We start from the raw sequence: 13399 nt of genomic DNA on the forward strand, positions 1-13399 counted from the left end.
AACCGTGTCCGGAAGGTGCCCTTCACGGCCCACCTGCGCGTGGTATGGAGGAACCATGGCCATCACGCTTGACGCACAGCTGCTCGAGATCCTCGCGTGCCCGTCGCCGGATCACGCGCCGCTGCGCCCCGGTACGCCGGACGACGCGGGCGCCGATGCGCTGACCTGCACCGAATGTGGCCGGGTGTACCCGGTCCGCGACGGGATCCCCGTGCTGCTGCTCGAAGAGGCCGTGTTCAGCGGCGACCACACCCCCGGCGAGCCGGATGACAGCCGTGCCGACAGTGCTTGACGATTCGCTCCTCGACGACCCCGCGCGGCTGGCCGAAGCCGACAGCGCGGGACTGCTGCGTGCCGCCGCCATGGCCGGCGCGCAGGTGCGGGCGACGGCTGAAGCCGCGGCCGAGCTGGAGCTGAGCGACCGGCTCGACGTGGGACGCCCGCGTTCGCTCGTGCTCATCGACCGCCCCGGCGTCAGCCGCACGCTCACCCGCCTGCTGGCCGCCCTGCTCGCCCCGTCGTGTCCGGTGCCGGTCGTGGTGGCCGAGACCGTGCCGTCGTGGATCGGCGCGCTCGACGTGGTCTTCGCGCACACCGACGACGCGGGGGACCGCGAGCTGGCCGCTTCCCTGGAGCGGGCCGCCCGGTTCGGTGCGTCGGTGGTGCTGTCGGCGCCGGCGGAGGGCCCGGTCGCCGCGTCCGTGGCCGGCAAGGGCGTGCTGCTCGCGCCGCGCATCCCGGTGCCGCCGGAGCTCGCGTTCCCGCGCGGGCTCGCCGCCGGGTTGCTCGCGGCCAACGCGCTCGGCCTGCTCGTGGCCGATGTGCAGGCGCTCGCCGACCAGCTCGACCTCGAGGCCGAGAAGGACTACCTGGCCCGTGAGTCGTTCGCGAACCCGGCCAAGGCGCTCGCGCTGCGGGTCGCCGACCGGGTGCCGCTGCTGTGGGGCCTCGACCCGGTGGCCGTCGCCGTCGGGGAGCACGCGGCCCACGCGTTCGCGGCTCACGCGGCGCTGGTGTGCGACGTGGAGGATTACCGGCAAGCGCTTGCGCGGCCGGCACTCCGGAGATTGGTGCAATCGGGCGGCGGAGAGCGTGACATCTTCGCCGATCCTGACGACTCACCCGGTGGAACCGCCACGAGAGTGCTGCTGCTCTCGGTGCGGACCGGGCCCGCCGCCGAGGCGGCCCGCTACCAGGCCGAGGAGTTCCTCCCAGGTGCGGACCTGATCGCGCCCGCCGAAGAGATCGAGGCGGACGAGATCGTCCGGGCCGCGGTGCTCGCGTTGCGGTTCGAGCTCGCCGCGGTCTACCTCGGGCTCGCGGCGGGCAGCATCGGCGGCGCCGGAAGGTTCGAGCCGGCCAACGCCTGACGGCTCACGGGATCAGGGGGAGGAAGTGCGGACGGCTGCCGCGGGGGCGGGAGGCGTGCGCACGACATCGGCTCCGGCCGATGGGAAGGATTGGGAGTGACAGTGGAGCTGTTGCGCAACGCCGTACGGCCCTACGCGTGGGGATCGCGCACCGCGATCCCGGAGCTGCAGGGCCGTCCGGTGCCTGCGCCGCACCCCGAGGCCGAGCTGTGGATGGGCGCGCACCCCGGGGACCCGTCGTACGTGCTCGCGCCTGACGGCACCGAGCGGAGCCTGCTGGAACTGGTGGAGGCCGATCCCGTCGGCCAGCTGGGGGAGCGCTGCGCCGGCCGCTGGGGTGGCCGGTTGCCGTTCCTGCTAAAGATCCTGGCGGCCGAGGAACCGCTGTCGATGCAGGCGCACCCGTCGGCCGCGCAGGCCGCCGAGGGCCATGAGCGCGAAGAGCGCCTCGGCATCCCGCGCGACGCGCCCAACCGCAACTACCCGGACCCGACGGCGAAACCCGAGCTCGTGTGCGCGCTCACCGAGTTCCACGCGCTGGCCGGCTTCCGCGACCCGCAGCGCACGGTGAAGCTGCTGAAGGCCGTCGAAACGCCGGGGCTCGCGAAGTACACCGGCCTGCTGGAAGCGCAGCCGGACCCGTCGGGGCTGCGGGCGCTGTTCACCACGTGGATCACGCTGCCGCAGGCGTCGCTCGACGAGCTGCTGCCCGAGGTCCTCGACTCGTGCGTGCGCCACGTCGCCGACCACGGCGAGTTCGCCGTGGAGTGCCGGACGATCCTGGAGCTGGGCGAGGCGCACCCGCGCGACGCCGGCGTGCTGGCCGCGCTGCTGCTCAACCGGCTGACCCTGCGCGCCGGCGAGGCGATCTACCTCCCGGCCGGCAACCTGCACCTGTACCTTTCGGGCACGGCCGTGGAGATCCTGGCCAACTCCGACAACATCCTGCGCTGCGGCCTCACCCCGAAGCACGTCGACGTACCCGAACTGCTGCGCGTGGTCGACTTCGCGTGTGGCGAGATGCCTGTCCACCACGGCGAGTGCGCCGGCGAGATGGCGGTATACCACACCGACGCGCCGGAGTTCGAGCTCTCCCGGATGGAGTGGCAGGCCGGCGACGCCGCCGAGCTCGTCGTGGATTGCACCGGCCCGCAGATCCTCCTCTGCACGGCCGGCGACCTGCTGGTCACCGCCGCGGACGGCGGACAGGTCGAACTGCGCCGTGGTCAATCGGTGTGGCTGCCCGCCGCCGACCCGGCCGTCGCCGTGCGCCCACTGGGCGGCGCCCGCGCGCAGCTGTTCCGCGCCACGGCGGGCACCTGCGAGGACTGACCCGCCTCCCCCGAGAAGTTCACGCGGCCGGAAACCGCCCGTACGGCCTGGTCCTCTAGGCTCCCGATCGGGCATTTCGGGAATCCGTCCTCGCGAACAGACAGGGGAGCAACTGTGTCAGCTGGTGGCGGTACCAAGGCGATCATCGCTGCGCTCGCGGCCAACGCCGGGATCGCGGTCGCGAAGTTCGCCGGGTTCCTGGTCACGGGGTCGTCGTCGATGCTGGCCGAGTCGGTGCACTCGCTGGCCGACACGTCGAACCAGGGGCTGCTGCTGCTCGGGAAGAAGACGTCCCAGCGTCGGGCCACGCGGGAGCATCCGTTCGGCTTCGGTCGCGAGCGGTACTTCTACTCGTTCATCGTCGCGTTGATGCTGTTCACCCTCGGGGCCGCGTTCGCGCTGTACGAGGGTATCCACAAGATCCTCGAACCCGAGCCGCTGGAGTCGCCGCTGGTCGCGGTGATCATCCTGTTCGTCGCGATCTGCCTCGAGGGCTACAGCTTCTTCACGGCCATCGGAGAGTCGCGCAAGATCAAGGCGGGCGTGAGCTGGTGGCGGTTCATCCGCCAGGCCAAGGAACCCGAACTGCCCGTGGTGCTGCTCGAGGACACGGGCGCGCTGATCGGTCTCGTGTTCGCGCTTTCCGGCGTCGGCCTGTCCGTGCTCACCGGCGACCCGGTGTGGGACGGCATCGGCACCGTGTTCATCGGTGCGCTGCTCGGGGTGATCGCCGTAATCCTCATCGTCGAGATGAAGAGCCTGCTCATCGGCGAGGGCGCGACCGACAGCCAGCTCGGCACGATCGTCGACGAGCTCGCCGCGGGGAAGGTGGAGCGCGTGATTCACATCCGCACGCAGTACCTCGGCCCCGACGAGCTGCTGGTGGCCGCCAAGCTCGCGCTGATTCCGGGCCTTGATACCGCCGAAATCGCCACCGCTATCGACGACGCGGAGGCGCGCGTGCGCGCGAAGGTCCCCGTCGCGTCGCTCATCTACCTCGAACCGGACCTCGACCGCGACGCACGGTGATCAACTCCTGCCGCGCAGCGGGGCCTTTGGCGCGTTAGGGTGATTGACCCGATTCCACGCAGGGGTCACCGCAGGAGGTGATCGTGCCGGGGCACGGGTTGTGGCGCACCAAGTCGATCGAGCAGTCCATCGCGGACACCGACGAGCCGGAGACCAAGCTCCGGAGAAACCTGAGCGCCTGGGACCTCACGGTGTTCGGCGTCGCGGTCGTCATCGGCGCCGGGATCTTCACGCTCACCGCGCGCACGGCGGGTGACTACTCCGGCCCGTCGGTGTCGCTCGCCTTCGTGTTCGCCGCGATCGCCTGCGCGCTCGCGGCCCTGTGCTACGCCGAGTTCGCCTCGACCGTCCCGGTGGCAGGCAGCGCGTACACGTTCTCCTACGCCACGTTCGGCGAGTTCATGGCGTGGATCATCGGCTGGGACCTGATCCTGGAGCTCGCGGTCGGCGCCGCCGCGGTGTCGAAGGGCTGGTCGGTCTACCTCGAGACCGTGCTGGGGTACCTGTTCGGCGAGGGCGCGAAGACGAGCGTCGACCTCGGCTGGGTCACGATCGACTGGGGCGCGCTGGTGGTCGTCCTCGTGCTGGCGACGCTGCTGACCGTCGGCACGAAGCTGTCGTCGCGGTTCTCCATGGTGATCACGGGCATCAAGGTCGCCGTGGTGCTGTTCGTGATCATTCTCGGCATCTTCTACGTCAAGGGCGCGAACTACACCCCGTTCATCCCCGAGGGCAAGTCCGGCGACGTCGGCGAGAGTGGTGTGGACCAGTCGCTGTTCTCGCTCGTGGCCGGCGGCGGCAGCAGCTCCTTCGGCGTGTTCGGCCTCCTCGCCGGTGCCTCGCTGGTGTTCTTCGCGTTCATCGGTTTCGACATCGTCGCCACCACGGCCGAGGAGACCCGCAACCCGCAGAAGTCCGTGCCGCGCGGCATCTTCGGCTCGCTGGCGATCGTCACGGTGCTGTACGTGGCCGTGTCGCTGGTGGTCGTCGGTATGGTGCCCTACACCGAGCTCGCGACGTCCGCCGGCGACGGCGGCCACAAGACCCTCGCGACGGCCTTCGCGGCCAACGGGGTCGACTGGGCCGCGAACGTCATCTCCGTCGGCGCGCTCGCCGGCCTCACCACTGTCGTCATGGTGCTGATGCTCGGCCAGGTGCGGATCATCTTCGCGATGTCGCGCGACGGCCTCATGCCGCGGGGGATGGCCAAGACGGGTGAACGCGGCACCCCGAAGCGCGCGACGCTGATCGTCGGCGGCCTGGTCGCCGTCGCGGCCACGTTCTTCCCGGCCGACAAGCTCGAGGAGATGGTGAACGTCGGCACGCTGTTCGCGTTCGTGCTCGTGTCCGCGGGTGTGCTGGTGCTGCGCCGCACGCGACCGGACCTGCCGCGCGCCTTCCGCGTGCCCGGGGTGCCCGCGATCCCGGTCCTCGCGATCCTGGCGTGCCTGTGGCTGATGCTGAACCTGACGGTGCTGACGTGGCTGCGGTTCCTGGCCTGGATGGTGCTGGGCGTGGTCATCTACTTCGGCTACAGCCGCCGCCACTCGCTGCTGGGGAAGCGGATCGCCGCGGGCGGGAAACCCGCGCCCGCGGGAGCGAAACCGGCGGCTTCAGAGGACTGAACCACTGTCGTGAACGGCCCGCCGCCCCGGCGGAGCGGCGGGCCGTTTTGTGTGCTCTACCAGGGGATTCAGTGAAGTTCGGGAAGGTTGCTTCCTGTGGCCGACTTGTTGCCTAATTCAGAATGATCACAGGATGATCACTGGCCGATCTCGGTTCGGCACGGCGTCTCGAACGCAGGGTGATCAGACGAGCCGTATGCGATACCGTCCGGCTCTGCCTCCCTCTGACGGGTTAATCACTCGTGTGTGATTCATACGGTAAGTGGTTTCGATCCTCACTGGGAGTGCGCTCATCTTCGCCACGTATCCCCCGTTCGGTACAGGAGCTTTCTGAATGCCCACCATGACCAGACGACCCCTCCGCGCAGGTCTGACGATCGCTGCCGTCACCGGCCTGGCGCTGCTGGGCACTGCCACCTCGGCGCTGGCGTGCTACACCGACGACACGCACGCGAACCCCGTGGGTTCGAACGCCACCACCTGCGCCGGCGCGCACCTGCCGGGCACCACGGTGACGCAGGAGAACGCCGCCGAGGTCTTCACCTTCACCGGTGGCACCAGCAAGGACAAGTACCTCAACATCGAGAAGGTCGCCGATGGCGTGACGGTCGAGGCCATCGTCGTGAAGGGCGGCGACGGGTACAACGTCTACGAGCCCGGCAAGCGCAAGCTCTCGACCACCCCGCCGTGGGAGAACCTCCGTTCGCCGCTCAACGGCGGTGGCAAGCAGGCCACGATCAGCCACTGGTTCGCCTGCATCGACAAGAAGACGCAGCCGACGGAGACCACGCAGCCGACCACGCCGGCGGAGACCCCGACCGCGGCGCCGACCGAGACCACGTCGGCCCCCGCTTCGACCCCGGCTGCGACCGACGAGGCCCCGGCCAGCACCACCACCGCCGTCGCCGCCGCCCCGGCCGGCAACGAGACCGGCGGCTCGGGTGGCCAGCTCGCCAACACCGGGTTCGACAACGCGTGGCTGATCTACGTCGCCGCGGCGCTCCTCGTCCTCGGTGGTGGCCTGCTCGCGCTGCTGAAGTTCCGCCGCCGCAGCACCAACTGACGTAGCTTTCGGGTTCCCGGAGACCGGAGGGGAGCCCCGCCCGTTTGCCCACGGGTGGGGATCCTCTCCGGTTTTCTGTTTGTGGGTAAGGGTTTCAGCGCGGCCGGGGCAGGTCGCCGAACAACGAGCCCTGCTCGCCGAGCAGGCGCGCGCGGCCACTCGGCCTGCCGAGTCCGGCGGCCATCGCCAGCGCCTGGTCCCACTCGGCGTCGGCGAGGTAGTCCGTGTGCTTGAGGACGCCGGGCGCCCAGCGGTGGCGTCCGTCGGGAGCGCGCAGTGGATCGGGCAGCCAGTGGTCGCCGCCGAGGACGAGCACCCCGGTCTCGTCGGCCTTCGCCTCGAGCGCGCCCCAGCCGCCCTCGGGCAGGTAACCGTCGCCGATGAGGTGCCGGCCGGAGACCTGGTGGCGCCAGGTTGTGACCCCGCCGCCGAAGATGTCCGTGCCGCGGCACAGCGCGCGCCAGCGTCCGTCGAGGTCGGCGAACAGCGTCGCCAGCGAGTCCTGCGGCAGCACGGCCGGGAACGCGCGCTGGTAGCCCCACTGCAACGGCGATCCCGCGGTGAGCAGGCCGACGCGGTCGCGTTCGTCCGGTGTCAGCTCCTTCGACAGCCGCGCCGCGGTGAGCACCGTGAGGAGGCTGCCGAGGTTCTGGCCCGAGAGCACCACGCGCGTGCCGGGTTCGGCGAGGTGGGTCTTCACCCGTTCGGCCAGCTCGGGCACGACCTTCAGCGCGTAACACGGCGGCACCGTCGGATGGGCCGCGCGCGGCCAGAACGACACGAGGTCCGACAACGCGCCGAGGTGCCGGCCGCGTTCGGGGGTGCGGGCCGCGGAGTAGACCACCCGAAGCAGGCCCGCGGCGAGACCGCCGAGCGCGAACACGCCGACGGCCGACACGGGCGTGTACCACGAAGGCCGCAGGTCGAAGCCGAAACGCACCACGAGCAGCGCGGCCCCGCCCAGCGAGAGCCCCACCGCGACGATCATCGCCAGGTGGTGCAGGTGCCGGCGCTCCCACGCCGACCTCGCCCACGCCCGCGCGGCGTCCTGCTCCTGCTTGCGGTCGAGTTCCATCAGCTCGACGATCGCCGGGATCCCGCGCCGGCGCCGGCGCAGTGGCACCGCGATCGCGTACCCGGCGATCGCGAGCAGCGCGATCAGCGCGAGCCCGCCACCCCAGAGCACGGTGATCAGCTCGTATGTCGCCGGGAGCTGCAGCCCGCCCGTGCCCAGCAGTCGCCGCACGGCGACCGCAAGCCCGGCGCCGAAGCCGCCGCCCAGGAGACCGGCCAGCGCGACCACCGGCGCCGCCGCCCAGCCGCCGAACCACGGGCGCAGCCGCCGCGGCCGGGTCTTCCAGCGCGACCGCGCGAGCAGCGCCATCGGCACCAGCGCGAGCGCGAACAGCACGGTGATCGCGAGCAGCGCAGCACCGAGGCCTTCGACCGTGCCGTCGGTCCCGCGCAGCTCACCCTTGGCGGGCAGTGGTCCGGTGAGCACCGCCGCGTAGCTCACCAGCGCCGAGGCGAACGTGATGAGCGTGCGCCGCGCGAGGCGGCCGGGGTCGCTCCCGATCGCCGCGCCGGCGATCACGGCCAGCGCGAGCCCGAGCACGCAGATCCACGCGATCAGCCGCGGCACGTCGCCGGGCACGTGGAACGGCCCGCCGAGCAGCAGCAACGCGACGCAGGCCAGCGCGGCGACCGTGTGAGTCGCGGACATCCCCGGCGCTTCCGGGTCGGCCAGCAGTTGCATCGGCGAGCCGCGACGCTGGTGCGGTTGGGCGGCGTGGACCCGCCAGTTCGTCGACGAGATGCGGTGGAGCACGTAGACCACGGCGAACAGCACGGCGACTCCGATCGCCAGCCGCGCCGGCGAGGAGCGCAGCCAGGACGGCACCCACGGCAGGCAGCCGCTGCCCGGCGCGAGGCACTGCGTGGCGAACAGGTCGAGCGCGATCGCGGCGACCTGGCCGACCAGCAGCATCGTGAGCAGCACGGCGACGACACGGAGCAGCCCGCGGCACAGTCCGCCGAGCCAGTGGGCGCGGTGCACCGGCGGCAGCATCCAGAACGCGACGTTGGCCAGCGAGAACGGGAACAGCAGCGCCCACGTGGCCTTGGCGGCGCCGCCCGAGGTCATGCGGCTCCACAGGTATCCTTCGAGCGTGCGTGGGATGGACCGGCCCAGTGCGGGCACGACCGGCCCGGGTGCCGGGCGCCGCAGCCGGTCCGCCGGGCGCACCACCCTGCCGATGCCGTCGCCGTCGACGTCGACCGTGGACACGGCGTCGAGGAGCGTTTCACCGTTCGTGCCCGCGAGTCCGGCCACCCTGAGCTCGACGATGCGGGTGTCTGGGCCGGGGAGCGGGGCGGGCACGGTAAGGGTCTCCTAAGCCGGTCGGGGGCACGTCAAGCCGACAACGGTACTGTTCAGATGCCATCAATCCTTGGAGGAACCGCACTATGACCCCCGAAAGCGTTGCCAAGCGGCACGACACCCGGGGCGGCCTCGAGTTCGCCGTCGCCGACCTCGAAGCTGCCGAGTTCGGCCGCAAGGAGATCCGTCTGGCCGAGCACGAGATGCCGGGCCTGATGGCACTGCGCCGCGAGTACGCCGAGGTCTACCCGCTGCGGGGCGCGCGGGTTTCCGGATCGCTGCACATGACGGTGCAGACCGCCGTGCTCATCGAAACGCTGGTGGAGCTGGGCGCCGAGGTGCGCTGGGCCTCGTGCAACATCTTCTCGACGCAGGACCACGCGGCCGCCGCCGTGGTCGTCGGGCCGCACGGCACGCCGGAGGAGCCGAAGGGCGTGCCGGTGTTCGCGTGGAAGGGCGAGTCGCTCGAGGAGTACTGGTGGTGCACCGAGCGCATGCTCACCTGGGACGGCGAGGGTCCCAACATGATCCTCGACGACGGCGGTGACGCCACCATGCTCGTGCACAAGGGCACCGAGTTCGAGAAGGCCGGCGTCGTGCCGTCCACCGACGAGAACGACTCCGACGAGTGGAAGGTCTTCCTGGAGCTGCTGCGCACCTCCGTCGCCGCGGACAACTCGAAGTGGACCACCATCGGCGAGGGCGTCCGCGGGGTCACGGAGGAGACCACCACCGGCGTGCTGCGCCTCTACCAGCTGGCTGCCGCGGGTGAGCTGCTCTTCCCGGCGATCAACGTGAACGACGCCGTCACCAAGTCGAAGTTCGACAACCGCTACGGCATCCGCCACTCGCTCATCGACGGCATCAACCGCGGCACCGACGTGCTCATCGGGGGCAAGGTCGCCGTGGTCTGCGGTTACGGCGACGTCGGCAAGGGCGCGGCGGAGTCGCTGCGCGGCCAGGGCGCGCGCGTGATCGTCACCGAGATCGACCCGATCTGCGCGCTGCAGGCGGCGATGGACGGCTTCCAGGTCAAGAAGCTCGAGAACGTCCTCGGCGAGGCCGACATCGTCATCACCACGACCGGCAACAAGAACGTGGTGATGGTTGAGCACATGGCCCGTATGAAGCACCAGGCCATCCTCGGCAACATCGGCCACTTCGACAACGAGCTGGACATGGCCGGCCTCGCCCGCTACCCCGGCGTGCGCCGCGTGAACATCAAGCCGCAGGTCGACGAGTGGGTGTTCCCGAACGGCAACTCGATCATCGTGCTGTCCGAAGGGCGCCTGCTCAACCTCGGCAACGCGACCGGGCACCCGTCGTTCGTGATGTCCAACAGCTTCTCCAACCAGGTCATCGCCCAGATCGAGCTCTTCACCAAGCACGAGGAGTACGACAAGGAGGTGTTCCGCCTCCCGAAGAAGCTCGACGAGAAGGTGGCGCGCATCCACCTCGAGGCGCTGGGTGGCGAGCTGACGAAGCTCACGAAGGAGCAGGCGGAGTACATCGACGTGGACGTCGAGGGCCCGTTCAAGTCGGATCACTACCGGTACTGAGGTTTTCCGCGCTCCCCGAAGCGGCGCCGGGTCCACCGGGCGCCGCTTCGGCGTTTCCGGGTCCGGTCACGTCGGGTCCACAGTGGACGACGTCCGGTGACCGGCCGGCCCGGTGGCCCAGACCACTGCGCGCGCCTGCTGACAAGCCCGCGAGGGCCGATGTGCCCGAAGAACCGGCGCCGGATTGCCCACCGGACACGGTCTTTCCGTGCAGAGCACCCATCTCGGTGATCCCGTGGTTCCTTCGAAGAGGACGGCCGCGAGGGGCGGCCCCGGGACGAAAGTGAAGGTGCCTGCCTTGTCCGCAGGAGAAGTGGGTCGCAGAGGGGTTCTCGCCGGCGGGCTCGCCGCGGTGGCGGCGGGGGCGATGAGCACCCCGGCGCTCGCCGAGGGCGCGACGACCGCTCCGGTGACCGAACGGCTCAAGGGGTACACGTATCCGCTCAGCGCGCGCGGAGTCGCCAACCTCGCGCCGACGCCGCCGTGGCACTACGTCGGAGACGTCGTCGGGGTGGAGTTCTGGACCAGACCGGACGCGGCGGCCGCGTCGCTGCCGACCGGTCTGGACCCGGACCCCACGAGCTCCGGGCACGGCTACGCGCTGTTCATCGACTGGCAGTTCTCGGCCAGTGACAACGAGTACCTCGACCCGGTGCGCAGCCAGTACAGTGAGTTCCTGGTGCTGCTCGACGCCGCGCACAACGGTTCGCCGGTGGCGTGGTGCCCGTTCATCTACGTGGACAACGACGAGGCGCTGGCCCGCGGCTGGGTCCAGGGTTTCCCGAAGAAGATCGGCGCGATCCACCAGACGCGCGCGTTCGGCGTGCCGAGCCAGGCCGGCCCGGTGGTCGGGCCCGGTGGGCGCTTCGGCGCCACGCTCTCGTCCAACGGCAGGCAGCTGGCCCAGGCGCAGGTGACGCTGGAGCAGACCGCGCCGACGATCCCGGCGCTTGGCCGGCCGATCGTGAACCTGCGGCACTTTCCGCGGTTGACGAAGGGGCAGTACGAGAATCCCGCGGTGCACGAGCTGACGCAGTCCGTTTTGGACACTCCGCAGGTGGCGGGCACGTGGACCGGAACCGGGGATCTGTCGTTCTTCCCTGCACCGGCCGAGGAGCTGGCCGACATCGGGCCGGTCCGCAGCGGCGCCGGGTTCCGCGGGTCGCTGTCCTACAGCGTGACGGACTTGATCATCCTCTGACCGGCCACGGCCGGGACATTCTTGCGGCGCCGTCGTGGTGCCGCCGGGGTGACCCGGCCGTTCAGAGCTTCTCGTCGCGGACGACTTCGAGGTTGTGGAAGATCGGTGGTTCGTCGCAGAGTTCCATGATCTGCTGGGCGAACTTGGACGTCGCCGGGAGAGCCGAGTTCCGCATCGCTTCTTCGTAGTTGGGGAACTCGACGAACTCCATGTAGGTGCCCGGGTGGTCGCGGTCGCTCATCACGACGGCGTGGGTGGCCGTGCGGTTTCCCTGCGTTTCGGCCTTCCACTGGTCCATGATCTCGTTGAGCTGGTCCGGGTGTGCTGTCTTGTATTCGATGACCTGTACGAAACTCATTTTCGGCTCCTGGTGAAGCTGCCCCCGGGGAGTTCATGGTGCGCGTGGGGTGTGGCGTGCGTCAATGTGGGGTGGGGGCGGGTTGTTCAGGGGTGGCGGGGTCTTCGCGGGGGCGTGTTGCGGTTGGTCTGTGGGGTAATGCGGGCCCTCGACGGGCGTGTTGCGGTGCGTATGCACCCCGAAGCGCGAGTGTGACTACGGCCGCTGACCCCGTGTCAAGGCGGGAAAGCGTGCCTTGACACGGAGGCGGCGGTGCTTCGGATCGAGGTGCCGGGCAGGGCTGGGTGCATCCGTTGGTGCGTAGTTTTGTTGCGGTGCGTATGCGTGTGGTGCGTCGCCGTTCGAGGTGGCCGGCCGGCTGGGCGCATCCTTGGTGGGTTGTCGGCCGGCGGTGGCGTGGGTGGGGTGCGTCACCGGTCGAGGTGGCGGAGTGGTGTCAGTTCCATTCCACGGCGATGCCTGCCAGGCCGGGGCCGGCGTCGCGGAAGTAGCCGCTGGTGACGCCGCCCGTGTCGAGCGGGAGTTCTTCGGCTTCGACGGGGAGGGCGTCGTCGCGGGCGCGGACCTGGCGGGTGCAGCGGGCGGGCATGGCGGTGGGCGCGAACTGGAGCTGCAGGAGGTAGCCGGCGGCCTGGTCGCGCAGCATGCGGTAGTAGCCGGGGAACAGGGCGCTCGAGTCGTCGCGCACTTCGAAGCAGAAGACGTGGATGTCGCCTTCGCTGAGTTTGCGGTCGAAGAGCAGTTCGGTCGCCATGGTCTCGCCGCCGGGGTGGCGGCGGATGCGGCCGACCCGGCAGCCTTCGAACGTGATGAGCTCGACGTCGTCGATGCGGCAGCCCGGGTCGCCGTTGTAGACGGTCACGTAGCGGTCCGGACCGTGCCGCCGAGCGCGCGTGACCAGCCGCGTGCGGATGCTGACCTGGCGGCGCCGCTCGTCGACCGTGATGCGGTCGTGCACCGAGAGCAGCTCCAGATCGGAGTTGGAGTGGTTCGACGACGGCATCGCACCCAGGTCGGTCAGCAGCTGTTCGACGATCGAGCCCATGTCGCCCGACCGCAGGTCGTGGAACGACACCGCCGCCTGGTGGCCGCGTGGGCGGGCCGTGCGCGGGCCGATCAGGACCACGAGCGAATCGGCGGGCAGCTGCAGCACCGACTCCAGCGCGCGCACGGCCGGCAGCGCCTTCGGCACCTCCGGCTGGCGCAGCCCGCGCTGCCAGTAGCTGAGCGTTGACTGTCCGATTTGGACGCCCCGGAGCGCCAGGTGCGCCCGCAGCCGCGCGAGCGACAGGCCCCGGTGGGCGATGGCTGTGCGCAGGGCTTGGTGGAACTCGCCGGTCCGCAGAGCGTCGGCCAGTTCCGCGGGCAGGTCGCCCGAGCCACGCCGAACAGGTTCGATGATCAGTGAGCCTTCCCTGTCTCGAGACACCGCTTGTCCCTTCACCAGACCACTGTGGTGATCAGTGTGTGCGCCTGCCGTGA

The 13399-nt window shown here is 70.4% G+C and carries 11 protein-coding genes; 8 read left to right on the forward strand and 3 right to left on the reverse strand.

Translation table 11 applies throughout. The features are described 5' to 3' along the window. Nucleotides 1-55: 55 nt before the first annotated feature. From I6J71_RS04475 to I6J71_RS04500, 6 genes are all read left to right on the forward strand, one after another. Nucleotides 56-292 carry a Trm112 family protein gene (locus I6J71_RS04475; protein ID WP_204093561.1) on the forward strand — a complete coding sequence of 79 codons (237 nt, stop codon included), beginning with the start codon at nt 56-58 and terminating at the stop codon, nt 290-292. Next, nucleotides 267-1370 (forward strand): hypothetical protein, encoded by a 1104-nt coding sequence (locus I6J71_RS04480; protein WP_204093562.1) that lies wholly within the window; start codon nt 267-269, stop codon nt 1368-1370. Before I6J71_RS04475 ends, I6J71_RS04480 begins: the two co-directional genes overlap by 26 nt. A 102-nt stretch (nt 1371-1472) precedes the next feature. Further along, nucleotides 1473-2702 carry a mannose-6-phosphate isomerase, class I gene (gene manA, locus I6J71_RS04485; protein ID WP_204096870.1) on the forward strand — a complete coding sequence of 410 codons (1230 nt, stop codon included), beginning with the start codon at nt 1473-1475 and terminating at the stop codon, nt 2700-2702. A gap of 114 nt (nt 2703-2816) precedes the next feature. Continuing rightward, nucleotides 2817-3731, forward strand: coding sequence for a cation diffusion facilitator family transporter (locus tag I6J71_RS04490; protein WP_204093563.1), 915 nt, complete (start codon nt 2817-2819; stop codon nt 3729-3731). An 83-nt stretch (nt 3732-3814) separates the two neighbouring features. Then, nucleotides 3815-5356, forward strand: coding sequence for an amino acid permease (locus tag I6J71_RS04495; RefSeq protein ID WP_204093564.1), 1542 nt, complete (start codon nt 3815-3817; stop codon nt 5354-5356). Between the two features lie 343 nt (nt 5357-5699). Beyond that, on the forward strand, nt 5700-6419 hold the full coding sequence (locus I6J71_RS04500; RefSeq protein WP_370542079.1) for an LPXTG cell wall anchor domain-containing protein: 720 nt from the start codon (nt 5700-5702) through the stop codon (nt 6417-6419). Between the two features lie 94 nt (nt 6420-6513). Here the strand turns inward: I6J71_RS04500 and I6J71_RS04505 are convergent, their stop codons facing one another. Continuing rightward, nucleotides 6514-8751 (reverse strand): hypothetical protein, encoded by a 2238-nt coding sequence (locus I6J71_RS04505; RefSeq protein WP_204096871.1) that lies wholly within the window; start codon nt 8749-8751, stop codon nt 6514-6516. A gap of 134 nt (nt 8752-8885) precedes the next feature. Here I6J71_RS04505 and ahcY point away from each other — a divergent pair, with 134 nt between their 5' ends. Together ahcY and I6J71_RS04515 are read left to right on the forward strand one after the other, a co-directional pair. Next, nucleotides 8886-10358, forward strand: coding sequence for an adenosylhomocysteinase (gene ahcY, locus I6J71_RS04510; RefSeq protein ID WP_204093566.1), 1473 nt, complete (start codon nt 8886-8888; stop codon nt 10356-10358). Between the two features lie 298 nt (nt 10359-10656). Next, the gene (locus I6J71_RS04515) at nt 10657-11559 is read left to right on the forward strand and encodes an acetoacetate decarboxylase family protein (protein ID WP_204093567.1); all 903 of its coding nucleotides are present in this window, start codon (nt 10657-10659) and stop codon (nt 11557-11559) included. Between the two features lie 61 nt (nt 11560-11620). Here I6J71_RS04515 and I6J71_RS04520 read toward each other — a convergent pair whose 3' ends face one another. Beyond that, on the reverse strand, nt 11621-11917 hold the full coding sequence (locus I6J71_RS04520; protein ID WP_204093568.1) for a hypothetical protein: 297 nt from the start codon (nt 11915-11917) through the stop codon (nt 11621-11623). Nucleotides 11918-12353: 436 nt separating this feature from the next. After that, a complete protein-coding gene (locus tag I6J71_RS04525) occupies nt 12354-13346 on the reverse strand; it encodes a hypothetical protein (RefSeq protein ID WP_204093569.1) in 993 nt (330 codons plus the stop codon). Nucleotides 13347-13399 lie beyond the last annotated feature (53 nt).

This window comes from Amycolatopsis sp. FDAARGOS 1241 (assembly GCF_016889705.1).
GTDB lineage: Bacteria > Actinomycetota > Actinomycetes > Mycobacteriales > Pseudonocardiaceae > Amycolatopsis.

Coding starts and splice junctions, on each gene's coding strand:
- I6J71_RS04475 (WP_204093561.1), top strand. CDS start 56: ATGGCCATCACGCTTGACGCACAGCTGCTCGAGATCCTCGCGTGCCCG.
- I6J71_RS04480 (WP_204093562.1), top strand. CDS start 267: ATGACAGCCGTGCCGACAGTGCTTGACGATTCGCTCCTCGACGACCCC.
- I6J71_RS04500 (WP_370542079.1), top strand. CDS start 5,700: ATGACCAGACGACCCCTCCGCGCAGGTCTGACGATCGCTGCCGTCACC.
- ahcY (WP_204093566.1), top strand. CDS start 8,886: ATGACCCCCGAAAGCGTTGCCAAGCGGCACGACACCCGGGGCGGCCTC.
- I6J71_RS04520 (WP_204093568.1), bottom strand. CDS start 11,917: ATGAGTTTCGTACAGGTCATCGAATACAAGACAGCACACCCGGACCAG.